Genomic DNA, 26,578 nt, shown 5'->3' on the forward strand with positions numbered 1-26,578 from the left:
AGAGTGTTGGGGGGTGGGATTGGGGCCCATGAGGACCGAGTGCCGGTCTCGCAAAGCGGTTTATCTCCACACGGGATTCAATGAGACTTACGACATCCCAATCCCCAGTGGTCCTCTGCCATGACTGTCCCAGCCTCTGCCACCCCAAAGGCGTTGCCTGCCGAGCTGCCGAGCCCGCACCCGGCCCTGCAACAGCATCCGGGCTTCCAGCGCCTGTTCCAGCCAGGTGCCCTGACCATCGGGCTGATCCTCCCGCTCGAAACCCATCCGGGACGGCCCGCGCCGACCATGCGCGGCCACGTGCAGATGGCCCAGCGCGCCGAGCAGCTGGGTTTCGGCGCACTTTGGATGCGCGACGTACCCTTCTTCGATCCGAATTACGGCGATGTGGCACAGATTTTCGAGCCAATGGTCTACATCTCGTACCTGGCTGCTGCGACCGAACGAATTGCCCTGGGTACCACTGGCATCGTGCTTCCAACGCGCGAGCCGATGAACCTGGCCAAGCAGGCGACGTCGCTGGACCAACTCAGTGGTGGCAGGCTGGTGCTCGGGCTGTCCTCAGGCGACCGCTATAGCGATTACCCGATGTTCGGCATCGACTACGAGAGCCGCGGCGAGCGCTATCGCGACGCCTATGGCGTCTTCCGGACGCTGTCTGAAGAAAGCTTTCCGAGCTTTCAGTCTGCACGCTTCGGAGGATCGCCTGGCGCCCTCGACCTGGTTCCCAAGGCGCCGTTCGGGCGAGTTCCCGCCATCGCCGTGGGCCAGGCACAGCAAAGCATGGAATGGCTGGCGCATAACCTGGACGGATTCCTGGGAGGAGCGCCCGCTCCGTACGGGCTGGCACAGCTCGGCGAAGAGTGGCGCAAGCACGTGCACGCTGCGGCGGGTGAGCAAGCCTTCAAGCCTTTGGGGCTGGGAGGCTACCTCGACCTGGCCGAAGACCCGGATGTGCCGTTCCAGCGCTTCCCTGGCGGTTTCCGCGCCGGACGCAACGGGCTGCGTGACTATCTGGAACTGGCTCAGGCAGCCGGCATTTCCCACGTTGCCCTCAATCCGAAGGTCAGCCGCCAGCCCTATGGCGAGATCCTGGACGAACTGGCGGAGTACGTGTTGCCACACTTCCCTTCGCATCCGTGAACCGGCAGCACGCACGCCAATACTCGCACCTGCTACCCGGAGCCCTTGCCATGACATCCCTCTTCGATCCTTATGACCTTGCCGGCCTGCAGTTGCCAAATCGCGTCGTCATGGCGCCGATGACACGCGCCCGGGCAGTCGACACCGTCCCGCCGACGGATATGGCCACGTATTACGCCCAGCGTGCCAGCGCCGGCCTGATCATCACCGAAAGCGCCCAGGTCTCGGCTCAGGGCCGCGGCTACCTGTACACGCCAGGGATCCACACGCCCCAGCAAATCGCAGGATGGCAGCGCACCACCGACGCAGTGCATCGCGCCGGCGGCCGGATCTTCATCCAGCTCTGGCATGTCGGGCGGGTCTCGCATGTTTCGCTACAAGCGGACGGCAATGCACCGGTCTCTTCGGTGGCGGTAACGGCAGCCGATACCCAGGTACTCGCCTACGACACCAACGGTCAGCCGGCCCAGGTGCAGGTCAGCGCGCCGGCGGCCCTGGACCTGGCCGGCATCCGCGGCGTGATCGAGGACTTTCGCAACGCCGCACGCAACGCCATGGCCGCTGGCTTTGACGGCGTCGAAATCCATGCGGGTAACGGGTTCCTGTTCGAGCAGTTCATCAATGCCGGCCTGAACACCCGCACCGACCAATATGGGGGCGCGTCCATCGACAACCGGCTGCGCCTCCTGCTGGAGACCGTCGATGCGGTCGCCGGTGAGATTGGCAATGCGCGCGTGGGCGTGCGCGTGTCGCCGCAGGCCCGGCTTAACGACCTGCATGCGTTCGAAGAAGAGGAAGCGACCTGGCTCGCTTTGGCCGAGGCATTGTCCCGCCGCAGCCTGGCTTACATGCACGCGAGTCACCTCGAATCGCCCGCATTCCAGCAGGCTTTCCGCAAGGCCTACCAGGGCACGCTAATGCTGGCAGGCGGTTTCAATTCGGAAAGCGCCCGAGAGGCCCTGGACGCAGGGCAGGCCGATGTGATTGTGTTCGGCCGGCCGTTTATCTCGAATCCGGACCTGGTGGAGCGCTTGCGCAACGATTGGCCATTGGCGGAAGCCGGGCGTGAGGCCTTCTATGGTGGCGGCGCCCGTGGGTACATCGACTACCCGGCTTACGATCCGGCCAGAGCACCGGCAAACGAGCCGACCCATGAAAGACAGGCCAGCCACCGCCAGGCATGACAGGCGGACAAGGCATAGCGCCGCCTCAGACTTGCTCACCAAAACCAGGGGCGTGGGCCGCTGCCCTGCCCCTTGCAACCTCTCAATGGAGTTCCTATGACCGCCCTGTCCGTCCTGGATCTGGTAATGATCGGACAAGACAAGAGTCTTGCCGAGGCCGTGGATGAGTCGCGCCAGCTGGCCCGGCATGTCGAGCAGCATGGCTTCCGTCGCTACTGGGTCGCGGAGCATCACAATATGCCAGGCATTGGCTCGGCCGCCACCTCGCTGATCATCAGCGATATCGCCTCGGCCACGTCGTCCATCCGTGTCGGGTCCGGTGGCGTCATGCTGCCCAACCATGCACCGCTGGTTGTCGCCGAGCAGTTCGGCACCCTGGAAGCGCTATATCCAGGTCGAATCGATCTTGGCCTCGGACGCGCGCCAGGCAGCGGCGGCCCGACGGTTCAGGCGTTGCGACGCGGCGCCAGGGAACGCGACTTTGCGCAGGATGTCGTCGAGTTGATGGACTATCTGGCCGACAACGGCAAGCAGCCGGTGCGCGCGGTTCCGGAACGGCATGACGTACCGCTCTGGATTCTCGGCTCCAGCATGTACGGTGCCGATCTTGCGGCAAAGCTCGGCCTGCCCTATGCATTTGCTTCGCACTTCGCGCCGCGTTACCTGCACCAGGCGATCACCCACTACCGCAACAACTTCCGGCCCTCGCAGCAACTCGCCACGCCGTACGTCATGGTCGGCGTGAATATATTCGCGGCTGAGACAAACGAGGAAGCGGAGTACCTGGCGAGTTCGCACCAACAATGGATGCTGAACCTGCACATGGGGCGCCTTGGCCTGTTGCCCAAGCCCGTGGAGGACTACGTGCGGCGCTTGCCCGATCACGAGCGCGAAGTCCTGGACCAGGTCATGGCCTGCACCGTGGCCGGCGACAAGCCGACCGTCGGCGCGTGGATTGAGAAGATCGTTGACCAGACCGGTGCCGACGAGCTGATGATCGACTGCCGCATCTACGACCCGCAGGCGCGGATGCGCTCGCACCAGTATGCCGCGGAGTCCATGGGCGACCTCCTCAGCCGCTAGTCCATGGGCGACCTCCTCAGCCGCGTAGGACCTGACGCTTTGCAACTTGCCAAGCTGCAAAGAGCGGATGCCAGTAGCGGAGAGGGAACAGCGCAAACCCATCGGATTGGATCGTCCCGCACTTCCTTCGCAGAGACTGCACAATGCACACAAGGCGTCAGAGGGTGACTTGTAAAGGGAACCTGTAGCGTGGCTACCCGCCATTGTCCCCCTGTAGACCTCGGTGGGTGGCATGACGGTAAATTTTCCGATCTCCTGAATCAGAGACTGCTCGAACTCTCGAATCGTCAATACCACTTTAGCGTCGGTATTGGGGTAAATTGGCTCACGTTCAGCGGCATCGCTAAGAGGCGACGCGGCCAGCGTATCAATGACCGCGGTGCCGGCCTCCCATGAAGGCGGCTGCATCGGCGGCGGTCATGCCCCAATTGTCGCGCGCGCCGAGGTTGGCGCCGCTTGAGACTAGTAGATCTACGATTTCAGTCCTGTCGAACATCGCGGCGACCATTAGCGCAGTGCGGCCGTCTGGCGACGCGCCTTCGACGTCGGCGCCATACGCCAGCAGTACTTCAATTACGTCCTTGAAGCCCTTGTAGGCCGCTCCGGCAATTGGTGTCTGGCCAGCCGCGTTACACATGTCAGGCGAGGCTCCGGCATCAAGCAAAGTGCGCAGGGTGTCCACCTGTCCGTGGTAGGCGGCCAGCATCACAAGGCTGTCGCCCTTCTCGTTGCGCAGGTCCGGCGACAAGCCGCGCGCAATCAGGGCAGCAAGCGAACCCGCATCCCCTTGGCGCACCAGGTTGAAAACCTCGGCCAGCGCGGCGACCACGCGAGCCTCTTCCTCAGGCGTCATGTTCCGTTTCCAGTCTGATATAGCTTGGGTCATTATCCTTGTTCTCTCCCCCGCAAGGCGGGAGAGAGCTGTACAGGTCAGACGCAGGGCCGTTCTTACCTTTGGCTTTCGATACGTTCAATCGCCGCAGCTACGCCGGCACCGTAGGCCGGGTCGGCGGCCGTGCAGTGGTCGATGTGGCGTTGCTGAATGTGCTTCGATACACCCTTGATCGAACGAGACGTGTTGTCGAACAGTGACTGCTGCTGCGCTGGCGACATCAGGCGGAACAGCGCCCCCGGCTGAGAGAAGTAGTCGTCGTCCGCGCGATGGTTCCAGTGGTCGGCCGCGCCTTCCAGCGTCAGCGGCGGCTCGAGGAAGTCGGGCTGGTCAGCCCACTCGCCCTTCGTATTTGGCTCATACGCGATGGTGCCACCCTGGTTGTTGTCCGTGCGCATCCGGCCATCCCGGTGATAGCTGTTGACATACTTCGCGGCCTTCGGCGAATTCACCGGGATCAGATGGTGGTTGACACCCAGACGATAGCGCGCGGCGTCGCCATACGAGAACAGACGGCCCTGCAGCATCTTGTCCGGAGAGAAGCCGATGCCAGGAACAATTGTCGACGGTGCAAACGATGCTTGCTCGACTTCGGCGAAGTGGTTGTCCGGATTGCGATTGAGCTCCAGCATGCCAACTTCGATCAGCGGATAGTCCTTCTTCGGCCAGATCTTGGTCAAGTCGAATGGGTTGTACGGCACCTTGCTGGCATCGGCCTCGGGCATGATCTGCACGCAGAGCTTCCAGCGCGGGAAATCGCCACGGTCGATGGCTTCGTACAGGTCACGCTGGTGATACTCGCGATCCTGCCCCGTGACTTCGGCAGCCTCGGCGTCGGTCAGGTTCTGGATGCCCTGCTGGGTCACGAAGTGAAACTTTACCCAGTAGCGCTGCATGTCCTGACTAATGAAGCTGTACGTGTGGCTGCCGAAGACGTGCATATGACGCCAACTGCGCGGGATGCCGCGGTCGCTCATGACAATGGTGATCTGGTGCAGCGCTTCGGGCAGGCTGGTCCAGAAGTCCCAGTTGTTCTCGGCGCTTCGCAAGCCGGTACGCGGGTCGCGCTTCACGGCGTGGTTCAGATCGGGGAACTTGAGCGGATCGCGGAGGAAGAACACTGGCGTGTTGTTGCCCACCAGGTCCCAGTTGCCTTCTTCCGTGTAGAACTTGATCGCAAAGCCGCGGATGTCCCGCTCGGCATCGGCCGCACCACGCTCGCCGGCCACTGACGAGAAGCGCACAAACACTTCCGTCTTCTTGCCGATTTCCGAGAACAGGTCGGCACGCGTGTACTTGGCGATGTCTTTCGTAACCGTGAATGTGCCGTAGGCGCCGGAGCCTTTTGCGTGCATGCGGCGCTCGGGGATGACCTCGCGGTCGAAGTGCGCCAGTTTCTCCAAGAGCCAGACATCCTGTAGCAGTGCAGGTCCGCGCGCACCGGCAGTCTGGATATTTTGATTGTCGGCGACAGGAGCGCCAAATGCGGTCGTGAGCTTCTTCATGTTGGGGTTCCTTTGGTGCATGGCGCGACCTCATTGGCTCGCGCCGGATGTTTGTGGGCGTGCTGAATGCGGGCAGAGTGCTCCCTATTTAGTCGAACCGCAGCCACAAGAACTCCTCCGCCTGAAAATCAGTACGTTAGACGCTAACGGTACAGTGATACCGCCCGAAGCGCTGATAGCAATGTATGAGCGGCCGTGACTAGAATAGTCCAACTCCATCGAGCGCGGTATCAATGTTGATGGCACGAGATAAAAGATGCGATACGGACGAGGAGCGTCCGCGCATAGCTTTTGAGCTCTCCGTGTTGTCACGATCTCGGTGTATTCGTTGTGGACAAACTGTAGTAGCCGACGACATGTATTGCACGGCTCCAGTTTTCAATCCTGGAGTGCATCCGCATGATCGGTGGCACGGTGCAGCCCCCTAAGATCGTCGAAGTACTGTAGGTACCAACGCCATGATTACGCCGACCCAAAGGGGTAAACCACTAGCCCACAGAGCTACCCTGCCTCGAAAGCGCATTCTACAATTTATCCATCGATCACCATCTTGCATTGGCGAGAGCCGCTGAACGGGACCTGCCCGGACAGCACCATGATCATTCCCCACCTGAAACCATTGCTGGCAAGAACGAACCAGGAACCAGGATGGTTGGCGCTCGCTCGATAAGTGGTCGATCGATAACTATCAAGCGTCATTGACTCAGAGGCATGCTGATTGCCGCTGGAGACGCCGATCGTACGACGGGCTGCCCTGGCCCGTAGTGCGATCAGAATGCCCCGCCAACAGGAGACCCGCATGGCAACCATGAAAGCAACTGTGTTCGTAGAGCCTGGCCGTATCGCACTGGAGGACAAACCCATTCCCGACGTCGGTCCGACCGATGCGCTGATCCGCATTACCACTACAACCATTTGTGGTACCGACATCCATATCCTGAAAGGCGAGTATCCCGTCGAGAAGGGCCTGACGCTGGGGCACGAGCCGATCGGAATCATCGAGAAACTCGGCTCGCAAGTGAAGGGCTATCATGAGGGCCAGCGCGTGCTGTGCGCGGCGGTCACCCCGTGTGGCCAGTGCTCGTCATGCCTGATGGGGTTCCATTCCCAGTGCGGCAGCAATTCCGCCAGCGGCTGGAAAGTCGCGGGGGGCTGGAAGATCGGCAACTACCTCGATGGCTGCCAGGCGGAATACTTTGTTGTACCGGACGCGCAAGCCAACCTGACCGTGATCCCCGACAACCTCACCGACGAGGACGTGCTACTGGTGCCGGATATCGTCAGTACCGGCTTTTCCGCTGCCGAATCTGCCGGTGTCAAGATCGGCGACGTTGTGGTCGTGGTGGCGCAAGGGCCTATCGGACTGTGCGCGACAAGCGGTGCGCGGCTGATGGGCGCCGGCCTGATCATCGCAGTCGATCCGGTCGAGGACCGCCTGCAGAAGGCCAAGACAATGGGTGCAGATGTCCTGCTCAATCCAACGAAGTGCGATGTCGTCGAGGAAGTGATGAAGCTTACGCAAGGCGTGGGCGCGGATGTCGCGCTCGAATGCCTGGGCAGGGATGAGACGATCGCTACCTGCGTCAACGTGACACGCCCGGGCGGAACGATCTCAAGCGTCGGCATCTATTCCAAGAGCATCCCCATCCCGCTCGACGGGTTCGGGGCCGGCCTTGCGAACAAACGCATTGTGACTTCCACCTGCCCAGGCGGCAAGGAACGCATGCGGCGGCTGCTGAATGTGGTATCGAGTCAGCGTATCAAGCTCGATCATCTCGTCACGCACACCTACTCGCTCGATGACGTCGTTGCGGCATACGAACTATTCGGTCATCAGCGCGATGGAGTCGTGAAACTAGCACTGAAGCCCTGACGGGCAAGGCCCCTTCCAGCAAGTGCCACGCAAGAATGAGAAACCCGCCGGCTGGCGGGTTTCTCATTGGCGAGAAGCACTACTATGCTGAACTACCCGGCTCTGGCGCCTTCGATATGTTCGTAGTGGATATCGAAAGCCTTGTTGGTAATGAACAGGAACGTCACGTCATTGTCCTCGGTCGCTCCATGGAACATGGTGGTGCCCTCCTGGAACCACACAAAGCTCCCCGGGCCGAACTCTCCGGCATGCGTCTTCAGGATCCCGTCCAGAACGTAGATACCATGAGAGCAATTGTGCCAGTGAGACCGATTAATGAAGCCTGCCTTGTAGCAGATCTTGGAAATGGAGACGCCGGTTTCATCGTCGACATGGCAGGTCTTGACCGGCAGCTTTGCGCCTAACTCAGGAATTTCAAGGAACTCCCAGGGCACTCTGTTGGTGTCCACTGATTTGATTGGCATGTTCATATGTCAGCTATTTATTGGGTCGTGTACCGGAAAGGCAGGGGTATTCACGCCGCCTGACTTTGGTCCAGTTCGGGATAATCCACGTAGCCCTCCGCGCCGCCACCGAAGAAAGCGGCAGGGTCGGGCGTATTCAGCGGATGGTCGCCACGCAGCCGTTCAGGCAGGTCGGGGTTGCCGATGAACGGACGACCGAACGCAATGATGTCGGCACGGCCATCCGCGACGGCTCGTTCGGCGCTCTCACCGTCATAGCCGCCCGCCAGCATCAACACCCCCTGATAGGTCTTGCGCAACTGTCGGATGATGGCGTCCCAGCGAGGATCAACCTGCTCATCCCGCACAGTGCCGACGATGGCGGGCTCCACGAGGTGCAGGTAGGCGAGCGGCCAGTCGTTGAGGCGCCCGACGATGTAGCCGAAGGTGTCCTCCGGCGTCGCATCGCCCATGCCCATGAAGCGACCCATTGGCGTCAGGCGTACGGCCACGCGCTCGGCACCAATCTCCGCACTGACCGCGTCAACCACCTCGAGCAGGAAGCGCGCGCGGTTCTCGATGCTGCCGCCATAGTTGTCCTGCCGATGGTTACTGGCGGAATTGATGAACTGGTCGAGCAAGTAGCCGTTGCCTGCATGGATTTCCACGCCGTCCATCCCCGCAGATATGGCATTGCGTGCAGCCTGGCGGTAGTCCGCCACGATGTCTGCAATCCCCGCCGCCGTCAGGGCTTGCGGCACCGGTATTTCGGCCCAGATGCCATTGCCGTCCGCATCGGTTACGAAGGTCTTGCCAGGAACAGGCAAGGCGCTGGGGGCGACCGGCAACGCGTTGCCGGGCTGGAACATGGGGTGCGAAACCCGGCCCACGTGCCACAGCTGCAGGAACATCCTGCCCCCTTCAGCGTGAACGGCATCGGCCACGGCCCGCCAGCCATCGATCTGCGCCTCGGTATGGATACCGGGTGTCCAGGCGTAGCCCTGACCTTGCGGCGAAATCTGGGTCGCTTCCGAGATGATCAACGCCGCCGATGCACGCTGCCGGTAGTACGTCGTGTTCATGTCGGTCGGTATGTTGCCGGGCTGGCCCGCACGCGAACGGGTAAGTGGCGCCATCGCCACGCGATGCGGCAGGGACAGCGGACCGACCGAGATCGGACGGAAGAGATGAGTAGTCATGGATGGACTTCCTGATGCGTGGAGAAGTGCTTTCGATCCTGTTGCGCCGCGAGCTCCCGGTGATGGTGAGGCGGCGAACGATACGCGCGGAGCTTCGATGTCCTGCGAGCAATTGGCCCGACAGGGCTCCGGTGCCTTGAAGCGTAGGCAAGCCGCCCTTCGCTGAGAATGGGTTCGTAGCGCAAGTCTGCGTTGCGCGCGGCGCAACGTCTGGCTCAAGTCAGCCCGGGCGGCACACATGCCCCACCCTGTTCTCCCGCAAAGACGTGCCGCCAGGCTCAGAAAACCCTGTCCGCGGCACGCCTGGAGAATGGGCAGCGCGCGCAAGATGGGCTGGTGGCCGCTGCTTCCTTACGCGTAGCGCCGCGGAGCGCGCCCCGATGGATCATGAAGCAGCATGTGAATCCGCTTCCCCTCTTTCCTTTACATGCGTCGACGAACGGCCCCTGCCGAAGGAGGAGGCGGGCCCGCCATAGGCTGCGCTAGCGCGGCTTCCTGTGGTTACGAAGTCCGTATGACTCCCGCAACCTGTCGGTTGTCGCTGTGGTGTCAGGGAGAGACTGTTCCCCGGTCGGCCAGACAGCTTCCGGGTCAATACCATCAACACGATGAAGCCACAGGCACCGACCACCGAGATGAGAATCAGGCCATATGTGTAGCTTCCCGTCTTATCCCTGATGACTCCCATAAGCAGCGAGTGCGCGAAGCCGGAGATGTTGCCAAGCGAATTGATCATCGCAATGCCTCCCGCCCCGATCGAGGCGCCGAACAGCAGTGGCGGCAACGTCCAGAACACCGGCAGTGCCGCCATGACCCCGAAGGCCGAAACGCTGATGAGGACGATCTTGAGCCAGGGAGACGGCGCCATCGTGGACGCAGCAAGACCCACCACGGCAATCATCAACGGGATGAGGACATGCTGCCGGCGTTCCCCCAACCGATCGGAGCGCCTGCCCCAGACCACCATGCCAATGGCTCCGACGGCAAACGGCAACGCCGTAGCCACGCCGGTCTGCATCACGGACAGATTTGCATCTTTCAAGATCAGGGGCAGGAAGAAGGCCATGCCATAAGAAAATCCCGTGATGCCGAAGTAGACAAAGGCGAGCAACCAGACCCGTGGATTCTTCAGGATATCGACCAGCGTCTCCTTCTGCCCTCCACTCGCCTGCTGCCGTTCTGCGGCCAGTGCCTGCTGCAACCACCGCTTCTCTTCGGGATCCAGCCATTCAGCTTGGTCCGGCGTGTCACGCAACACCCTTAGCACAACGAAGGCGAGGAAGATCGCGGGCACGGCTTCGATCAGGAACATCGTCTGCCAGCTTTTCAGCCCCCAGAGTCCAGGGCTGTTGATCAGAAAGGCGGAGACCGGCGCACCGACCACGCTTGCCAGCGGAATCGCCACCATAAAGCTGCCGACGAAGGTTGCCCGCCATTTGCCCGGCACCCATAGCGTCAGAAAAATGAGGATGCCTGGGAAAAACCCGGCTTCCGCCGCACCAAGCAGCAGGCGGACCACGTAGAAGCCCGTCTCGCCCTGCACGAATGCCGTGGCACCGGACAGCAGTCCCCAGGTGAGCATGATGCGGGCAATCCAGCGTCTCGCGCCGAACCGCTCCAGGGCCAGGTTGGACGGAATCTCGAAAGCAAAGTACGTAATGAAGAACAGGCCCGCACCCAGCCCGAAGGCCGCCGTCGTCAAGCCGATATCGTGGTTCATCGTCAATGCCGCGTAGCCGACATTGACGCGATCCAGGTGCGCAACCACATAGCAGATCAGCAACAAGGGGAGGAACCGGATGAGGATCTTGCGCATACAGCGCTGATCGACTGGGGTCATGTCTCTTCCATCCTTATATAGTTATGCGTTGTACCAGGCGAGCAGGCGTGCGCGGTTGACCGCCTGCCTTGCTCGCTTTCGCAATTCGGGGCGATACACCTTTCGTACAGACTTTCGGAAGCCGGAGAGGCCCGGCGCTGCGCGACGCCAGGCGTCAGCTGTCGTATCTCGGAGCGTCGTCCTTGATCAATCTGATCGCTGCGTCAAAGCCGACCTGATGGTAGCTTTGCAGGCCACCGGTATCGATGGCGAGGTTGTCGGCAATATCGAGTTCTGCAAACTGCTGCGCGGTGTGCTGCCTCACCGCGACAGGCGGATATGTCAGCCTGGAGCCGCCGGCAAGTGCCGCCACTTGCGCCTGACATGCACGCTCCAGATAGTAGATGACAATAAACGCCTCCGCGACCGTGGTTCCCGCCGCCAGCAGTCCATGGTTGCGCAGGACCATTGCCTTGTTGTTTCCAAGGTCAGCTACCAGCCTGGCCCGCTCCGCTTCGTCTGACGCGATTCCTTCATACTCATGGTAAGAGATTCGCTCGTAGAACTTGAGCGCGTGCTGACTAATGGGCAACAACCCCTGTTCCTGTGCGGATACTGCGATACCTGCGGCGGTATGGGTATGCACGACACAGGAAATATCATGGCGGGCCATGTGGACTGCGGAATGAATCATGAAGCCCGCGGTATTCACCCGCTGCGGTCCCTTGCTTCCGCTCTCCAGGATCCGGCCATGCATATCGATCTTGACCAGACTGGAAGCCGTGATTTCATGGAACATCAGGCCATACGGATTGATCAGGAAATGATGTTCATCCGTGCCGGGCACCCGCGCGCTGATGTGCGTATAGATGTGATCCGTCATTCTGTGATGGGCTAGGATTCGATAGAGCGCTGCGAGTTCGCAGCGCGTCTTCCACTCGGCATCGCTGTAGTTCGAACGCATGGGTATCTCCTGTCTGTTGTTGTTGGCCTATCGGGCCCGAGCCAATCAGCAAGGCCTATGCCAGCAGCAGAACAACGGACCCCGATGCCACGGCGCAATTAAGCGTTTGCATAAGACCAACTGGAACAGCCGTTGGCAGCGCGCAGCGAAATGCCCGCGCGAGAGACACTTTGTCTTCGACATGTTCGTCGCGACGACACGGCATACGCCCGCAGCACCCTCGGCCTCATTCACTTATCAGAAGCGAATCGGATACGCCGTGTAGGAAATCTCGAGTTGCAGGAATGTTGTCGTAAAGCACAGCGCGGACTTGGCCACGCCTCTGGGGGACATCCTCCTGGAGGAGGAGGCATCAGGATCGCAAGCCTGGAGAATCAGCTTGAATGTAACCCGCAATGCGAGGTACACAACGGGCAATTAAGCCGCGGCCCTGTCCCTGTGAGTCGGGCCAGGTATCTCGCCCAGAAAGTCGAGGAAGGCCGCAATACGGCGGGAGCCGCGCTGGTTAGGCAGATACAGCGCTGTAATTGCCGAGCTGGCACGATTGGGATTGACCGTCCAGTCATCGAACAATGACGTCAGCTTGCCAGCCTGCACGTCCTCATCGACCATCCAATCCGGCAAAAGGCCGACGCCGCCGTCGGCGAGCGCCAGCTCGCGCAGCACCTCGGCATTGTTGCTGCGGAATCGCCCTGAGACAGGCACCTGAACCTCCTCGCCCTCGCGATGGAATGTCCAGACTTGAGGATGGGCCCCGTAGTTGAAGCGCAGACACGAATGGTTTGCCAGTTCGATCGGCGATGCCGGGATTTCACGCTCAAGCAGGTATGCCGGGCTGGCAACGACCCTTCGCCGGAATACGCCAACCTGGCGCGCCACGACATCGTCGTACGATGCCGCGCTGCCGAGCCGGATCGACACGTCGATGCGCTCGCCGATCAGATCGACGATCTCGTCGGTCATTGTCACCTCAAGTTCCAGCTGGGGATACTTGGCCATCAGGCCGCCGAGGAACGGGGCAATGCAGCGACGTCCAAATGCGACGGGCAAAGATACGCGCAACTGACCGACCGGCGTATCGCCCCGGTCAGCAATCAGTGAATCCGCCTCAGCCACGGCTTCAAGGATCTTGCGCGCCCGCTGGTAGTAGGCTGCACCGGCTTCGGAGACTGTTACCTGCCGCGTCGAACGGTTCAGGAGCACGGCGCCGAGCTCCTCCTCAAGTCCATCGATGGTGCGCGTGACCGACGAGGTGGCCAGGTTCAGCCGCCTGGCCGCTGCCGAAAATCCCTTGGCATCCACGGCCTCGACAAACATCTTCAGTGCCAGCAGCTTATCCATGCCATGCGTCTCCGAGCTTGCGCCTGCTCAGGTGCGCGCCTGCCGCAGCTTGCGCATGGCTGCCGGCGCGCCGTTAAGGAACATATCAACCTGCTGCCGCACGGCCGCATCAATATCCACCGGTACCTTCAGACCATACACCCACCTGCGCAACCCGAGATAGAAGATCGACGCATGCAGACTCCAGATCATCTCGATTTCCGCCTCCAGCTCCGCCGCATTGCGCGGCTCGCCGATGCCGAACTCGGCCCGCACCTCGGCCAGCACCGGGAGGAAGACTCGGTTGCGCAATTTGCTGAGATACTTGTTGTTGATCCCTTCCCGCGTCAGGCCGGCGAAAATAAAGATCCGGATCCACTCCTCGCGCAAGATCACCGACGCGTAGTCGACATAAAAGGCAGGCAGGCGCTCGACGAGCGGCACGGACCGATCGGCAATCTGCCGCTCCCACTCCCGGCGCCACTGGAATACCTCGTTGTAGACGCGGTCGATCAGCGCTTCCTTGTTTTCGAAGTAGCGGTACAGCAGCGGCTGGGTCACACCGATCTGCTTGGCCAGTTCACGCGTGCTGCCGGAGAAGCCATTGCGCGTGAAGTGCTCGATGGCCATGCGGACAATCTGCTCTTCCCGCTCCTCTGGTGGAAGCCGTCTACCGGTCTTCTCGGGCGCTTCCCCCCTCGCCCCTGTTTCCCCTCGCTCCATGCATCCCCCTGGCACCAGACAATGGCGTGTTACGCCTCCATTCTACCAATCAGGCGATAAATTGTAAGGCAAAGGCAGGGGCGAACCATTGGCCCTCCGATTGCGAAGAAGATCTCACGTTCCACTTCTGACGAGGCCCCGCGAAACCTATCAAGTCCCCGGCGAATGTATCACGCGGCACCAAGAAACCTACCTGGCATTGACTGCCAACGTTTCTGACATTTCTGGCATCAGACACCAAGCAACCAATCAATTTACCACAACAAAACAAGCAAATTGCTACCAAAAGCGCATACAATGCTTTCTTTGAATTGTGGCCTGACAAATCCGGCCAACGAAGGACTGTAGTGAGATGGAAGCAGTAGAGGGCCAGAACGTTGGAAGACGCCCGGCACAGGTTCAGCAACTTGCGGAGTTGAAGCGGGGAGCTAGGGACAGCGTGCCCATGCTGGTTGGCTTTGTTCCCTTTGGCCTCGTACTCGGCGCACAGGCGGCTCGCCACGGCCTGAACCCTGCGGAAGTCTCCCTGATGACCGGCCTGAACTTTGCCGGCGGCTCGGAATTTGCCGCAATCGCCTTGTGGGCGTCCCCGCCCAGCGTTCTTCTGATTGTTGCGATCACCTTGCTGGTCAATAGCCGCCATCTCCTGATGGGCGCAGTGCTCGCACCATTGCTTCACCACCTGCCTCGGCGCAAGGCACTAGCTGCGCTGTTCGTGATGTGCGACGAAAGCTGGGCGTTCGGGCTGGCAGATGCAAAACAACGCGCCCAACGCCAGCGAACGCCCGTGTTGCCCGTGTTGAGCCTGCCGTATTACTGGGGCGTCGCAGCCCCGTTCTATCTGACATGGGTCGGGTGCACTGCCATCGGCGCGGCAGTTGGACCGATACTTGGTGATGTTGAGGCCTACGGCTTCCACATGGCTTTCCCTGCCGTGTTTCTGGTGCTGATGCGTGGCATGTGGAAAGACCTTCGCACAGCCAGGCCATGGCTTGTCAGCCTGGCCGTCGCGGCGATTACACATCTTCTGGTGCCTGGCGCCTGGTATGTGTTGGCCGGTGCCTTGTCCGGCGTCACCGCCGCATACTGGATGGCTGATCGCAAGGAGGCGAAGCAGTGACATTCCTTACACTTGCCACGATCTTCGCTATGGCCTCGGTCACTTATCTGACGCGTATCGGAGGGTACCTCCTGCTGCACAACAGGAAACTGAGTCCGCGCGCTGCCGCCACGCTGGAAGTCGCACCGGGATGCGTACTGATTTCAGTCATTGCGCCATATTTTGTATCGGATCGCCCCGCCGACCTCGCAGCCCTCGCACTGACTTTAGCGGCCGCCACGCGGCTCTCGATCCTTCCTACCGTCGTGATCGGCATCGCTTCTGCGGGGACACTGCGATATTTGCTCGGCTAATTGACGCACGACGCAAGTAACGGCGCCTCACCCCTGATGGGCCAGGTGCTGATGAACGAACGACACCGCCATGGCGCCCTCGCCCACAGCCGACGCAACCCGCTTGATCGAGTTGTGCCGAACGTCGCCTGCTGCAAACGAGCCTGGCACGCTCGTCTCGAGATAAAACGGCGCTCTTTGCAGCGGCCACGACTCGGGGGCACGTCCATCCCGCAACAAATCAGGCCCCGTGACCAGATACCCGGCGGCGTCCCGCACGATGTCGGTATTGCGAGCCCATTCGGTATGTGGTGCCCCGCCGATACACACGAAGATGCGCGTGGCGGCAAGTGTTTCCGTCCCGCCGTTCACGCGATCGCGAACCGTTACCTCTCGCAAGCGATGGTCCCCGTCGACAGCAACCACTTCGCAGTTGCTGACGACACGCACGACACTCGATCGCTCGATCTTCTTCACGAGATAGTCCGAGAGCGTTGCGGCCAGCGACGGGCCTCGCACAAGCATCACAACCTCGTCGGCGTACTCGGACAGGTGCATGGCCGCCTGACCGGCGGAGTTACCTCCGCCTACCACATAAACCGTTTCACCTTTGCATATGGGTGCTTCGCTTGCGCCCGCCCCGTAGAACAACCCCGCGTGCAAAAAGCGGCTCTCGTTCGGCAGGTTCAACCTTCGCCATTCGATGCCCGTCGCGCAGATGTTGGTCTTTGCCCTGAGCTTCGAGCCATCGGCCATGTCGACGATGATTTGACCATTCTCGAACGTAGCATTGACACCCTCGCGCATCTGGAGAATCTCGGCACCAAATCGAACGGCTTGCTGGCGGGCGCGTTCCGCCAGCTCGGCACCACTGATGCCTTGCGGAAAACCCATGTAGTTCTCGATCAGCGATGAGCAGCCCGCCTGTCCACCTACCGCGTGACGTTCGATAAGAACGGTCTTGAGCCCCTCGCTTGCAGCGTAAACGGCCGCACTCAATCCGGCTGGGCCCGCACCGTAGATGGAAACGTCGTATTCTCGCAGCCGCGGTACCTGCACCCATCCCAGTCGCGCGGCGACCTCCTTGACGCTCGGATCAAACAAGCGCGTTCCGTCCGGAAACTCACAAACGGGCAAACGTGTATCGTCCAATCCACGGATGCCGGGTATCGTCCTGGCGTCCTCATCCGACTGCAAAGGCCTCCAGTCGAACGCGACAACACTACGGTTCAGGAAGTCCCTCAACTCGAAGGCCTTCTTGCTGTCCGTCGCGCCGGTAAGGACAACTCTCGCACGCCGTTCGGTGTCATCAGTCTTCATGGCTTCTGGCCCTCCGTCACTCGTCTGATCAGACCGAGCAATACCGCTCCTGGATTTCCTCGTCGCCCAGCATTGCTTGCGCCGTACCGCTGTAGACTACCTCGCCCTGATCCAGAATATAGGCGCGGTCGGCAATTCTCAAGGCCAGGCCCACGTTCTGTTCGATGAGGAGAATCGTGACTCCGGCGCGCTTCAATGCCGCGAAATACTCGAACATTTCATCCACGAGAACTGGCATGATCCCTTCGGACGGCTCGTCGAGCAGCACCATCTTCGGCTTCGATGCCACTGCCCGCGCAATGGCAAGCATTTGCTGCTCACCGCCAGACATTGTCACTGCCTGCTGGTCGAGCCGCTCCTTCAGTCGAGGAAAAGTCTCGGCAATTTCATCAATGACATCCGACTCTCGTGTACGGTGCGGCGACGCGAGCAGTCCGAGTCGAATGTTTTCCCGAACAGTGAGACCAGGTACGATGCGACGCTCCTCCGGGACGTAGGCGAGTTGCCGCAAGTATCTCTTATGCGCAGGCTGCCCCAGGAGTTCAACGCCTTCAAACTTTACCGACCCGGTGACCTTGGACATGAGACCAGCGATGGACTTCACGGTAGTGGTCTTACCTGCCCCATTGCGGCCGATAAGACAGACCAGCTCGCCCTCACCAACCTTGAGGTCGACACCTTGCAATACGTGACTCGACCCGTACCAGGCGTTGAGATTCGCAACTTCCAGCATGATGTGCCCTCAATGGTTGCCTTGTCCAAGGTACACGCGCTTCACCAAATCATTGGCCCGGATATCATCCGGCGTACCTTCCGCGATCAGTTCACCGTGATGCAGGACTACGACACGCTCGCTGATCCCCATGACAAGCTTCATCTTGTGCTCGACAAGCACGACCGTCCGCTGTTCCACGAGTCGGCGGATAAGTCCCATCATCACCTTTGTTTCCTCCGGGCTCATTCCCGCGGTCGGCTCATCCATCAGTAGCAACTTCGGTTGAGCAGCAAGAGCGACGGCGATCTCGAGGCACCGTTGCTGCCCATGCGCGAGTTCCCTGGCGAAGCTCTTTGCGCGGCCAGAAAGTCCCACTGTCTCCAGCAGGACGCTGGCTTGCTCCGTCAGCCCCGACAAGGCTGAGCGTCGGCGCCACATACCGTAGCGCGAAACGTGCGCTTGCAAAGCAATCCGTACGTTTTCGAGCACGGTGAAGTTCGGAAAAAGGCTGGTGATCTGAAACGACTTGGCGATCCCGATATGCGCGAACTCGTGTTGCCGCATGCCGGTGATATCCCTGCCCATGAACAGAATCCGACCTTCACTAGGCGCGAACGCACCGGACAGCAGGTTGAAGTAGGTACTCTTTCCAGCGCCGTTAGGGCCGATGATAGACGTCAGCATTCCGGGGCGAATGCTCACGCTCACATCAGTGAGCGCCTTGAAGTCACCGAAGCGCTTGCTGACCCCTCTGGTTTCAATAATGGCGTCAGCGCTCATGGTGCACCTTCTCCAGAAACGTGCCCCAGACGCCCTTTGGGAAGAAGAGCACGAAGACCACGAAGACCGCCCCGACAATCAGCTGCCAGTGCTCAGTCCAGCCTGAAGCAAAATCCTGAATAAGCAGGAACAGCGCCGCGCCGACGAACGGACCGAAATAAGTGCCCATGCCTCCGAGCAGGCACAACATTACAACCATCCCGGACGTCGAGTAATGGAGTGTTTCAATGGGAACACTTCCGAGATGGATAGCGTTGAGCGCTCCGGCAAGGGCGCAGAAGGCGGCGGAAAGGACGAATGCCAACAGCTTCGTGCGTTCAATATCGAAACCACAGGCACGGGCGCGAGCTTCGTTCTCGCGGACGGCTTCGATAACGCCACCCAGAGGAGATGCGAGGATGCGAGAGAGCACCCAAAGAGAGACCGAGACGAGCGCGAAGATGAAGTAGTACTTCTGCAACGGATCGAGCAGGTCCAGACGGAATCCAAAGAGATCCAGCTCGGCAATGTTCACGCCTCGCAATCCGTTCTCCCCCCCGGAGCTTGGCATCTGATAAACCAGGAAGTAAACACATTGGGACAGCGCCAGCGTCACCATCGCAAAGTAGATGCCCCTGGTCCGAATGGCCAGGAGTCCCATCACGAGGGCTACCATGCAGCCAGCGACCATGGCCGCGGGAATCGCCGCCCACCATGCCAATTGGTACTGTGCGATAAGAATGCCCGCCGAATATGCACCGACCCCGAGGAATGCGGCATGGCCAAACGAAAGGAGACCGGTGTATCCGAACAGCAGGTTGAAGCCGACTGCAAACAGTCCATAGATCAGAACGTTGATGGCCAATGAGTGGTAGGGCACCAGCCATGGAAATGCCGCGAAGAAGACGACAGTCGCCAGGACGCGGTGCATCGCGACAACCCTGCACATCTGGCTTGCAAGTCCGGTAGCTTCATTCCTTAGGCGAATGGCGCCATGAACATGGAAGTTCTTCATGTCATCAATCCTGTTCGGCCGAAGAGTCCTTGCGGCCGGATGAGAAGCACTGCGGCCATGATCACGAACATGGACACCTTCGCTGCCTCAGGGAAGAAGAGTACGGCCATGCTCTCCACAACGCCGACAAGCAAGCCCGCCACGACGGCACCCATCAAGGACCCCATCCCGCCCACAACGGTAACAACGAAAGCTACAGTGAGAACGGACGTCCCCATTTCCGGCGATACGCCTTGCAACGGCGCCGACAGGACGCCAGCCAGCGCCGCAATGCCAGTACCCATCCCGAACACGATCAGCCAGACACGTGAGACGTCGATGCCAAGTACGCGAACAATGACCGGGTCACGGGCTCCTGCCCGGACAATCAGGCCGAATGGCGTCCGCTCGATCAGCAACCACAAGGCGAGCAGCAGAAGCGAAACGACGCCGATCACAAACAATCGGTAGGTAGGAAAATCGGCAAAGCCAAGATTAGTAGCCCCTTGCAGGACTTCCGGGGTGTCGAACGGCAGCCCGGCCTTTCCGAACCAGATACGTATGGCCTCGACCATGATGTATGACAAGCCGAAGGTGAGCAGAAGCGGGTAGTCGATACCGCGACCATACAAGGGGCGAATCAGCCATCGCTCGCATAGCATGCCAATGGCCGCAACGGTCAACGGAGCAACTACGAGCGCAGCCCAGAAGCTTCCTGTCTTTTCGACAGCCAGCAGCCCAACATAGGCGCCTATCATGTAGAAGGCGCCGTGCGCAAAATTGACAACTGTCAGCATCCCGAAGATAAGGGACAGGCCGACCGCCAGCAGCACGTAAATTGCACCTAGCGCCAGCCCTGTAAAGAGCTGCAGTGCCAGTAGATCTAATGAGATTTCCATCGCTTTCCCGCCTCTCGCCGTGCGCCCGCTACGACAGCCCTAAAACTTCCTCTGGCGACGCTGCAGGTGCAAGGCGCTAGCCACGATCAGTGACATCATGCTCCGTAGGGACGACCAGCGTTGTAACGGATCGCCCCATACCGACCTGCCGATAGCTCAGCCCTTGAAGCCGAGTTCGGTGCACGGACGCAACAGCTTCTCGCTGGCTGGTTCGACGTGCAAAACCTTGAACACGTCGTCGGGATTGGCCGCTTCCTTGGAGTTCGACTGGATCACAAGTACCGACTGAACGGATTGCTGGTCACAGGGTCTGTAGTACTGCTGCCCCTTGTAGGTGTCATATTTCAGGTTGCGCAGCGCCGTCGCGACCTTTTCCGTCTCGCTGCTACCGGCGGACTTGACCGCCAGGAGCAATGACTTGACGGCCGAGTATGCCATCGCGCCATAGTCAGACGGGTAGCGTCCCTCGTTCTTGGCCCGGAAAGCCGCATTGAAGGCTTTCGCGGATGACGTTGTCGCTTCCATCTCCCAGAAGTACTGCGTCCCGCCAATGACACCTTCATATGTGTTAGCCCCGCCTGCGACGCGAGAGGTGTAAGTCATCACGGGGGTGACGAACTTTATGGACTTCTTCATGCCGTAGTCCGAGGCCTGCTTGATGGAGATCTGGTTATCGCGGCCGAAGTTGTTGAATATCAGCACATCCGGCTTGAGTGCCATCAGCCGTGGCAGAAAGGTGGAGTAGTCCTGTTGCCCAAGCGGATGCCGCACTTCGCCAACCACCTCGGCGCCAAGGTCTTTGGCCACTCGCGTGAAGCCGCGCGTCATCTCGTGGCCATAGGCGTAGTCAGCGGTCAGGAAGGCAATACGCATCCCCTTCTTGAAGACATAGCGGCCCACGGCCTGCGTCGTCATGTGGGGATTCATTGCCTCATGAAACGTGTAAGGGCTCGCATCGGTCGCCTCATTAATGACGTCGGACTGACTGATCGAGATATAGATGACCTTGCGCTGCTTGGTAACGTTGTTGATGGATAGCTGCGTCGCGGCAGAAAGACCACCTACGATGAACTGCGCACCGTCCTTCTCGAGCAATTCCAGGGTCCGCGTGGCTGCCTCACCGGGATTGAGCTTGTCGTCACGCACCAGCAACTCGGCCTTGCGGCCGTTCAGACCGCCGGCATCATTGAATTCCTTGACGGCCAGCTCGGCATTTCGCACCTGGTCCTTTGCCTCCGCGCCGTAGGGACCGGTAAGCGGTACAGGAAGCCCAATCTTGATCGTCTGTGCTTGCGCACCCACGGCGAGCAAGCCAGCGAACACCCCAATACAGAAGCGACGAGCGGTGCGCTGCGCACCCATGACTGCATGTCCCATGAAGGTCTCCTGTTAGGCCGCAGCTATTCGATGCAGCCCGGTTCTTTGTTTAGCTATCGATAACTTTGATATACGTCAAATTGCTTGTCAAATGATAAATACGAAGGGAAAACCCGGAGAAGTACACCTGGTCTGAGGACGCCTTGGGCAAGGCTGCCGCTGTGATTGTGACCTCCCGTCTACCCTGCCAACGGATCGCTTTTCAGTTTGCGCAGCAGCAATCAGACTGACGAACTCGCCGGCTTCCACGCTTCGGCGTCTAAAGGTGCACCCCAGGTCATTTATCGGCCGAAAATAATCAGGAAGTTAGGGTATGTCCCACCCTAGAGGTTCTTGGCCTCCAACAGCTTCCGCCCTACTATTTATCCATCGATCACTGATCGGTTGATAATTTACAGGAGGCTTCGATGGCACTGGCCAAACTAGCACACTATTCGATACGCACCACGGACCTGGAGCGGTCCTGCGCGTTCTACGAACGCGTCCTGGGGTTCCGGCGCGGCTATCGACCACCCTTCGACTTTCCCGGCGCATGGCTCTATATGGGTGACGACGAGAGCGACTACGGGACGGTTCACATCATTGGCGTGGATCCGGACAACCCTTCCGGCCTGTCCGCCTATCTGGGCGACAAATCCCTGCCCGCGTCTGGCACCGGCACGCTGGACCACATCGCCTTCCTGGCCACGGGCGTCGAGCAGATGTGGGCGACCCTGCGTGCTGAAGGCATCTCCTGGCGTGATCGCACGGTACCAAGCCTCGGCCTGCATCAGGTTTTCCTCGAGGATCCTTCCGGCGTCACGATCGAACTCAACTACCCCGCTGCCGAAGTGGCAGGACTGGCACTGCCCGACAGTGCACAAGCAAAGACTGGAGCACTGGCATGAATACCGTATTGCACAACAAGCCGAAGGCGATTGTCGTAGGTGGATCGCTGGGCGGGCTGTTTGCGGCCAACATGCTCAGCCGCAATGGCTGGAATGTAGAGATCTTCGAGCGCACGCCCGAAGCGCTGACTGGGCGCGGCGCCGGCATCGTCACGCACCCGGAATTGTTCGACGCGCTGGCATCGGCGGGCGTGGTGGTCGATGAAAGCATTGGCGTGCACGTCAATACCCGAATCACGCTCTCCCGGGAGGGTGTGTCGCTTGCCGATCGGGACATGCCTCAGACGCTGACCGCCTGGGGCAAGATGTATGACGTGCTCGGCAAGGCTTTCACGGGCACCTATCGGACGGGCGCGTTCGTGACGTCCGTCGATACGTACCGGGACCACGCTACGGTGACGCTGCAGGACGGTTCGACCCACCGGGCCGATCTGGTTATCGCCGCCGACGGCTTCCGTTCCAGCGTGCGCGAACAGCTCTTGCCTTCGGCCGGCCTGGAATACGCCGGATACATTGCGTGGCGCGGCCTGGTCGACGAGTCACAGCTTTCGCCCGACACTCACGCGGCGATCTTTGACAAGTTCGCCTTCTGCCTGCCTCCGCGCGAGCAAATCCTCGGGTATCCGGTGGCGGGTGAAGCCAACAGCACCGAACCTGGGCAGCGTCGCTACAACTTCGTCTGGTATCGCGCGACGCGCGAGGACGACGAATTGCCCGATCTGCTGACTGACGCCAGCGGCAAGCGCTGGCCCAACGGCATCCCGCCGGGCCTGATTCGCCCCGACGTGATCGCCGACATGGAAGATGCGGCGACATCCTTGCTCGCCCCGCAGTTTGCCGAGGTCGTCACCAAGACAGCCCAACCACTGTTCCAGCCGATCTTCGATCTGACGGTGCCGCGCATGGCTTTCGGCAGGATTGCCTTGCTCGGTGACGCCGCTTTTGTCGCCCGCCCTCACTGCGGCATGGGCGTCACCAAGGCTGCGGGAGATGCGATGGCAATCGTGCGCGCCCTCAGCGAACATTCGACCGTCGAGACGGCCCTCGACGCGTACAGTACCGAGCGCGTCCAGTTCGGACATGCGATTGTCGAGCACGCGCGCCACCTCGGCGCCTACATGCAGGCCCAGCTCAAGAGCGATCAGGACCGCGAAATGGCCGAACGTTATCGCACACCGGAGGCGGTCATGCGCGAGACAGCAGTATCCCGTCAGTTCTGACGCAGATCCAGACAACAGGCATATGGAGACAATGTCATGACCCACACCGCCCCCTTTCCTTCGGCGCCAGGACTAGCCCGCATCGACGGCTCGGTGGACCCGCACCCGATGCTGAGGCAACCGCGCTTCGAGCGCTTGCACCGCGCGCGTCGCGCCTTCTCCTGGACGCTCACCGCTGTCATGCTGCTGGTCTACTTCGGTTTCATTCTCACGCTGGCCTTCCGCCCGGACTTGCTTGCCGTGCCGCTGACGCCGGGACAGCCGATGACGGTGGGCATTCCCATCGGCTTTGGCATGTTTGCCTTCACGTTCGCGATGGTGGCAGTCTACGTGTACCGCAGCAACACCGTCTACGACAAGATGATCGACGAGATCCGCCAGGGAGAGCCGTCATGAAACGCGTACTGACTGCAGCCGCTGCCCTCACGGCTGCCACTCCCGTGCTGGCAGCCACCCCGCCGGTTGGCCAGGGCCTGAACCTGATCGCCATTGCCATGTTCCTGGTGTTCGTAGCCGCGACGCTTGTCGTGACGCGGTGGGCGGCAAAGCGCAATAACAGCGTCGCCGACCACTACGCCGCGGGCGGCAAGATCACCGCCATGCAGAACGGCTGGGCCATTGCCGGCGACTATATGTCCGCCGCATCGCTCCTCGGCATTTCGGCGCTCGTCTTCACCAGCGGCTATGACGGCCTGATCTATTCGATCGGCTTCCTGGCAAGCTGGCCGATCATCCTGTTCCTGATCGCGGAGCCGTTGCGCAACCTGGGCCGCTATACGCTCGCCGATGTGCTCTCGTACCGGCTCAAGCAGCGACCCATCCGGGCGTTCTCGGCGTCGAGCTCGATCGTGATCGTCCTGCTCTATCTGGTGTCGCAGATGGTGGGCGCGGGCAAGCTGGTGGAGTTGCTGTTTGGTTTCAGCTACACCTCGGCCGTGGTGCTGGTCGGCGTGCTGATGGTCGTGTACGTGTTCTTTGGCGGCATGCTGGCCACCACCTGGATCCAGATCATCAAGGCCGTCCTGCTGCTTGCCGGTTGCGCCTTCATGGCCTTCATGGTGATGAGCCGCTTTGGCTTCAACCTGAACAGCCTGTTCGAGCATGCCGTCACCACGCATGGCAAGCATGACGCCATCATGCGTCCAGGCGGTCTGGTGTCCGACCCGGTGTCGGCCGTGTCGCTCGGCCTGGCGCTGATCTTCGGCACCGCAGGCCTGCCGCACATCCTGATGCGCTTCTTCACCGTCAGCAATGTCAAGGCCGCGCGCAAGAGCGTGCTCTATGCCACCGGCATCGTCGGCACTGGCTACGCCATGATCATCGTGATCGGCTTCGGCACGATCGCACTGGTCGCCGGCGATCCGCTGTACCACAATGGCACAGGTGCCGTGATCGGTGGCGTCAACATGGTGGCCGTGCACCTGGCCCATGCGGTCGGCGGCAACGTGTTCCTCGGCTTCATCTGCGCCGTGGCGTTCTCGACTATCCTTGCCGTCGTTGCCGGGCTCGCCCTGGCTGGCTCTTCCGCCATCTCGCATGACCTCTATGCAACGGTCATTCGCCAAGGCAAGGCATCTGAGAAGGATGAGATGCGGGTCTCGCGTACCACTACGCTGGTGCTGGGTGTGCTGTCGATCCTGCTCGGCATCCTGTTCGAGAAGCAGACCATCGCCTTCATCGTCAGCCTGACGTTCTCGATTGCCGCCAGCTCCAACTTCCCGGTGCTGCTGCTGTCGATCTACTGGCGGGGACTGACTACGCGTGGCGCCGTAATCGGCGGGACGCTGGGACTCGTCACGGCTGTGGTTCTCACGATCCTGAGCCCAACGGTCTGGGTGCAGGTACTGGGCCATGCCTCGGCAATCTACCCGTACGAGTATCCGGCACTGTTCTCCATGCTGGTCGCGTTCGCCGGCATCTACGCCTTCTCGGTGACGGACCGTTCGGCAAGAGGCGCGTGGGAGCGTGCGGCGTATCAGAATCAGCGCGTGGCTTGTGAATTGGGGATGGGGACCAAGGGGACGGCCGAGGCGTAAGGGCATGACTTCTACCCTCTCCCACCTGGGAGAGGGGCCCTTAACCGGAGCATCCGCGGCATGGTCGGGTTCCCACGGGCGCGATCCGCGGCAAAGTCGGGCCATACATCATGGAAACAAGCAAAGTAGCGGATTGGGATAGCGCCTCCGACAAAGTTGCCCGTCGGCTCCTGCCCGCGGAACGGCAACAGCAGATTGTCGAAAAGGCGATCGAACACTTTACCCGGAGCGGCTTCGGAGGCAGTACGCGCGATCTCGCCAGGCAGATCGGGATCACCCAGCCGCTGCTCTATCGGTACTTCGAGAACAAGGAGGCCCTCATCGAGCGCGTGTACAACGAGGTCTTCCAGTGGCGTCCCGAATGGGAACAGCAGATCGCCGACTGTTCGCTCCCACTGATCGAGCGGCTCTATGCCTTCTATATCGACTACTCGTCAGTGATCCTGCGCGAAGAATGGATCCGGCTGTTCATCTTTTCCGGCCTGACCCACGAGGGCATCAACGACAGGTACATGGACATGCTGCGCAGCAAGGTCTTCCTGCCGGTCCTGGCTGAGATACGCGAAGCGTTCGGCATTGCCGCGCCGCGCAATGCCGCGGAAAACGATGCCGCGATCGAGATGGTCTGGAGCCTGCACGCGGCAATCTTCTATCTGGGCGTGCGCAAGTGGGTGTATGGACTCAGTGTGCCGGACGACATGGAAGCGGTCATCCGACAAAAGGTCGACATATTCTTGTGCGGTGCCCCGGCTACCTTGCGCAAAATCCAAGGCGCCACGATTTAGCGCAACGCTGGAACTTCCCTGCCGCGGGCTGACTCGAGCATGTGGC

At 60.6% G+C, this 26,578-nt stretch carries 25 protein-coding genes; 11 read left to right on the forward strand and 14 right to left on the reverse strand.

The genetic code is table 11. The features are described from left to right. Positions 1–120 precede the first annotated feature (120 nt). From CTP10_RS38735 to CTP10_RS38745, 3 genes are all read left to right on the forward strand, one after another. Positions 121–1,143 (forward strand): LLM class oxidoreductase, encoded by a 1,023-nt coding sequence (locus CTP10_RS38735; RefSeq protein WP_058697569.1) that lies wholly within the window; start codon positions 121–123, stop codon positions 1,141–1,143. Between the two features lie 50 nt (positions 1,144–1,193). Further along, positions 1,194–2,327, forward strand: a complete 1,134-nt coding sequence (locus tag CTP10_RS38740) for an alkene reductase (protein WP_058697568.1) — start codon at positions 1,194–1,196, stop codon at positions 2,325–2,327. A gap of 96 nt (positions 2,328–2,423) precedes the next feature. Further along, positions 2,424–3,410: an LLM class flavin-dependent oxidoreductase gene (locus tag CTP10_RS38745; protein ID WP_058697567.1), complete on the forward strand. Its 987-nt coding sequence runs from the start codon at positions 2,424–2,426 to the stop codon at positions 3,408–3,410. A 367-nt stretch (positions 3,411–3,777) separates the two neighbouring features. Here the strand turns inward: CTP10_RS38745 and CTP10_RS38750 are convergent, their stop codons facing one another. Continuing rightward, positions 3,778–4,284, reverse strand: coding sequence for an ankyrin repeat domain-containing protein (locus CTP10_RS38750; RefSeq protein ID WP_058697674.1), 507 nt, complete (start codon positions 4,282–4,284; stop codon positions 3,778–3,780). 74 nt (positions 4,285–4,358) lie between these two features. Next, positions 4,359–5,807, reverse strand: coding sequence for a catalase (locus CTP10_RS38755; protein ID WP_058697566.1), 1,449 nt, complete (start codon positions 5,805–5,807; stop codon positions 4,359–4,361). A gap of 799 nt (positions 5,808–6,606) precedes the next feature. On the opposite strand from CTP10_RS38755, the gene CTP10_RS38760 reads away from it, so the two are divergent. After that, positions 6,607–7,680 (forward strand): zinc-binding dehydrogenase, encoded by a 1,074-nt coding sequence (locus CTP10_RS38760; RefSeq protein WP_058697565.1) that lies wholly within the window; start codon positions 6,607–6,609, stop codon positions 7,678–7,680. Between the two features lie 92 nt (positions 7,681–7,772). On the opposite strand, the gene CTP10_RS38765 is transcribed toward CTP10_RS38760, so the two are convergent. From CTP10_RS38765 to CTP10_RS38790, 6 genes are all read right to left on the reverse strand, one after another. Next, positions 7,773–8,150, reverse strand: a complete 378-nt coding sequence (locus tag CTP10_RS38765) for a cupin domain-containing protein (protein ID WP_058697564.1) — start codon at positions 8,148–8,150, stop codon at positions 7,773–7,775. Between the two features lie 44 nt (positions 8,151–8,194). Next, positions 8,195–9,322, reverse strand: a complete 1,128-nt coding sequence (locus CTP10_RS38770; RefSeq protein WP_058697563.1) for an alkene reductase — start codon at positions 9,320–9,322, stop codon at positions 8,195–8,197. A 385-nt stretch (positions 9,323–9,707) separates the two neighbouring features. Continuing rightward, the gene (locus CTP10_RS38775) at positions 9,708–11,162 is read right to left on the reverse strand and encodes an MFS transporter (protein ID WP_070940824.1); all 1,455 of its coding nucleotides are present in this window, start codon (positions 11,160–11,162) and stop codon (positions 9,708–9,710) included. A 154-nt stretch (positions 11,163–11,316) separates the two neighbouring features. Then, the gene (locus CTP10_RS38780; protein WP_256333795.1) at positions 11,317–12,111 is read right to left on the reverse strand and encodes a class II aldolase/adducin family protein; all 795 of its coding nucleotides are present in this window, start codon (positions 12,109–12,111) and stop codon (positions 11,317–11,319) included. 411 nt (positions 12,112–12,522) lie between these two features. After that, positions 12,523–13,446 carry a LysR family transcriptional regulator gene (locus CTP10_RS38785; protein WP_058697561.1) on the reverse strand — a complete coding sequence of 308 codons (924 nt, stop codon included), beginning with the start codon at positions 13,444–13,446 and terminating at the stop codon, positions 12,523–12,525. Between the two features lie 27 nt (positions 13,447–13,473). Continuing rightward, positions 13,474–14,055, reverse strand: coding sequence for a TetR/AcrR family transcriptional regulator (locus tag CTP10_RS38790; RefSeq protein ID WP_058697560.1), 582 nt, complete (start codon positions 14,053–14,055; stop codon positions 13,474–13,476). 445 nt (positions 14,056–14,500) lie between these two features. Here CTP10_RS38790 and CTP10_RS38795 point away from each other — a divergent pair, with 445 nt between their 5' ends. After that, complete coding sequence (locus CTP10_RS38795; protein WP_058697559.1) at positions 14,501–15,268, forward strand: AzlC family ABC transporter permease; 768 nt, start codon at positions 14,501–14,503, stop codon at positions 15,266–15,268. Continuing rightward, a complete protein-coding gene (locus CTP10_RS38800; RefSeq protein ID WP_256333794.1) occupies positions 15,265–15,561 on the forward strand; it encodes an AzlD family protein in 297 nt (98 codons plus the stop codon). The genes CTP10_RS38795 and CTP10_RS38800 overlap by 4 nt, the downstream gene beginning before the upstream one ends. A gap of 27 nt (positions 15,562–15,588) precedes the next feature. Here CTP10_RS38800 and CTP10_RS38805 read toward each other — a convergent pair whose 3' ends face one another. From CTP10_RS38805 to CTP10_RS38830, 6 genes are all read right to left on the reverse strand, one after another. Then, positions 15,589–16,860: an NAD(P)/FAD-dependent oxidoreductase gene (locus CTP10_RS38805; RefSeq protein ID WP_058697558.1), complete on the reverse strand. Its 1,272-nt coding sequence runs from the start codon at positions 16,858–16,860 to the stop codon at positions 15,589–15,591. A 28-nt stretch (positions 16,861–16,888) separates the two neighbouring features. Continuing rightward, positions 16,889–17,593 carry an ABC transporter ATP-binding protein gene (locus CTP10_RS38810; protein ID WP_058697557.1) on the reverse strand — a complete coding sequence of 235 codons (705 nt, stop codon included), beginning with the start codon at positions 17,591–17,593 and terminating at the stop codon, positions 16,889–16,891. A 9-nt stretch (positions 17,594–17,602) separates the two neighbouring features. Further along, positions 17,603–18,355 (reverse strand): ABC transporter ATP-binding protein, encoded by a 753-nt coding sequence (locus CTP10_RS38815; RefSeq protein ID WP_058697556.1) that lies wholly within the window; start codon positions 18,353–18,355, stop codon positions 17,603–17,605. Further along, positions 18,345–19,283 (reverse strand): branched-chain amino acid ABC transporter permease, encoded by a 939-nt coding sequence (locus CTP10_RS38820; RefSeq protein WP_241754817.1) that lies wholly within the window; start codon positions 19,281–19,283, stop codon positions 18,345–18,347. Before CTP10_RS38820 ends, CTP10_RS38815 begins: the two co-directional genes overlap by 11 nt. A gap of 62 nt (positions 19,284–19,345) precedes the next feature. Next, positions 19,346–20,227, reverse strand: coding sequence for a branched-chain amino acid ABC transporter permease (locus CTP10_RS38825; RefSeq protein ID WP_058697554.1), 882 nt, complete (start codon positions 20,225–20,227; stop codon positions 19,346–19,348). A gap of 156 nt (positions 20,228–20,383) precedes the next feature. Beyond that, complete coding sequence (locus CTP10_RS38830) at positions 20,384–21,589, reverse strand: ABC transporter substrate-binding protein (RefSeq protein ID WP_058697553.1); 1,206 nt, start codon at positions 21,587–21,589, stop codon at positions 20,384–20,386. Positions 21,590–22,011: 422 nt separating this feature from the next. Here CTP10_RS38830 and CTP10_RS38835 point away from each other — a divergent pair, with 422 nt between their 5' ends. From CTP10_RS38835 to CTP10_RS38855, 5 genes are all read left to right on the forward strand, one after another. After that, a complete protein-coding gene (locus tag CTP10_RS38835; RefSeq protein WP_058697552.1) occupies positions 22,012–22,491 on the forward strand; it encodes a VOC family protein in 480 nt (159 codons plus the stop codon). Then, positions 22,488–23,711: an FAD binding domain-containing protein gene (locus tag CTP10_RS38840; RefSeq protein WP_058697551.1), complete on the forward strand. Its 1,224-nt coding sequence runs from the start codon at positions 22,488–22,490 to the stop codon at positions 23,709–23,711. The genes CTP10_RS38835 and CTP10_RS38840 overlap by 4 nt, the downstream gene beginning before the upstream one ends. Positions 23,712–23,747: 36 nt before the next feature. Then, positions 23,748–24,107, forward strand: coding sequence for a DUF485 domain-containing protein (locus tag CTP10_RS38845; protein ID WP_058697550.1), 360 nt, complete (start codon positions 23,748–23,750; stop codon positions 24,105–24,107). After that, entirely contained in the window at positions 24,104–25,747 is a 1,644-nt protein-coding gene (locus CTP10_RS38850; RefSeq protein WP_058697549.1) for a cation acetate symporter, read from the forward strand. The genes CTP10_RS38845 and CTP10_RS38850 overlap by 4 nt, the downstream gene beginning before the upstream one ends. 110 nt (positions 25,748–25,857) lie before the next feature. Further along, positions 25,858–26,532 (forward strand): TetR/AcrR family transcriptional regulator, encoded by a 675-nt coding sequence (locus CTP10_RS38855; protein WP_081050226.1) that lies wholly within the window; start codon positions 25,858–25,860, stop codon positions 26,530–26,532. Positions 26,533–26,578 lie beyond the last annotated feature (46 nt).

This window comes from Cupriavidus sp. P-10 (assembly GCF_003402535.2).
Taxonomy (GTDB): Bacteria; Pseudomonadota; Gammaproteobacteria; order Burkholderiales; family Burkholderiaceae; genus Cupriavidus.

Excerpts from the sequence above, each read along its gene's own strand:
- CTP10_RS38735 (WP_058697569.1), top strand. The coding sequence starts at position 121 with ATGACTGTCCCAGCCTCTGCCACCCCAAAGGCGTTGCCTGCCGAGCTG.
- CTP10_RS38740 (WP_058697568.1), top strand. The coding sequence starts at position 1,194 with ATGACATCCCTCTTCGATCCTTATGACCTTGCCGGCCTGCAGTTGCCA.
- CTP10_RS38745 (WP_058697567.1), top strand. The coding sequence starts at position 2,424 with ATGACCGCCCTGTCCGTCCTGGATCTGGTAATGATCGGACAAGACAAG.
- CTP10_RS38755 (WP_058697566.1), bottom strand. The coding sequence starts at position 5,807 with ATGAAGAAGCTCACGACCGCATTTGGCGCTCCTGTCGCCGACAATCAA.
- CTP10_RS38760 (WP_058697565.1), top strand. The coding sequence starts at position 6,607 with ATGGCAACCATGAAAGCAACTGTGTTCGTAGAGCCTGGCCGTATCGCA.
- CTP10_RS38765 (WP_058697564.1), bottom strand. The coding sequence starts at position 8,150 with ATGAACATGCCAATCAAATCAGTGGACACCAACAGAGTGCCCTGGGAG.
- CTP10_RS38770 (WP_058697563.1), bottom strand. The coding sequence starts at position 9,322 with ATGACTACTCATCTCTTCCGTCCGATCTCGGTCGGTCCGCTGTCCCTG.
- CTP10_RS38775 (WP_070940824.1), bottom strand. The coding sequence starts at position 11,162 with ATGACCCCAGTCGATCAGCGCTGTATGCGCAAGATCCTCATCCGGTTC.
- CTP10_RS38785 (WP_058697561.1), bottom strand. The coding sequence starts at position 13,446 with ATGGATAAGCTGCTGGCACTGAAGATGTTTGTCGAGGCCGTGGATGCC.
- CTP10_RS38790 (WP_058697560.1), bottom strand. The coding sequence starts at position 14,055 with ATGGCCATCGAGCACTTCACGCGCAATGGCTTCTCCGGCAGCACGCGT.
- CTP10_RS38795 (WP_058697559.1), top strand. The coding sequence starts at position 14,501 with ATGGAAGCAGTAGAGGGCCAGAACGTTGGAAGACGCCCGGCACAGGTT.
- CTP10_RS38805 (WP_058697558.1), bottom strand. The coding sequence starts at position 16,860 with ATGAAGACTGATGACACCGAACGGCGTGCGAGAGTTGTCCTTACCGGC.
- CTP10_RS38810 (WP_058697557.1), bottom strand. The coding sequence starts at position 17,593 with ATGCTGGAAGTTGCGAATCTCAACGCCTGGTACGGGTCGAGTCACGTA.
- CTP10_RS38815 (WP_058697556.1), bottom strand. The coding sequence starts at position 18,355 with ATGAGCGCTGACGCCATTATTGAAACCAGAGGGGTCAGCAAGCGCTTC.
- CTP10_RS38820 (WP_241754817.1), bottom strand. The coding sequence starts at position 19,283 with ATGTGCAGGGTTGTCGCGATGCACCGCGTCCTGGCGACTGTCGTCTTC.
- CTP10_RS38825 (WP_058697554.1), bottom strand. The coding sequence starts at position 20,227 with ATGGAAATCTCATTAGATCTACTGGCACTGCAGCTCTTTACAGGGCTG.
- CTP10_RS38830 (WP_058697553.1), bottom strand. The coding sequence starts at position 21,589 with ATGGGTGCGCAGCGCACCGCTCGTCGCTTCTGTATTGGGGTGTTCGCT.
- CTP10_RS38835 (WP_058697552.1), top strand. The coding sequence starts at position 22,012 with ATGGCACTGGCCAAACTAGCACACTATTCGATACGCACCACGGACCTG.
- CTP10_RS38840 (WP_058697551.1), top strand. The coding sequence starts at position 22,488 with ATGAATACCGTATTGCACAACAAGCCGAAGGCGATTGTCGTAGGTGGA.
- CTP10_RS38845 (WP_058697550.1), top strand. The coding sequence starts at position 23,748 with ATGACCCACACCGCCCCCTTTCCTTCGGCGCCAGGACTAGCCCGCATC.
- CTP10_RS38850 (WP_058697549.1), top strand. The coding sequence starts at position 24,104 with ATGAAACGCGTACTGACTGCAGCCGCTGCCCTCACGGCTGCCACTCCC.
- CTP10_RS38855 (WP_081050226.1), top strand. The coding sequence starts at position 25,858 with ATGGAAACAAGCAAAGTAGCGGATTGGGATAGCGCCTCCGACAAAGTT.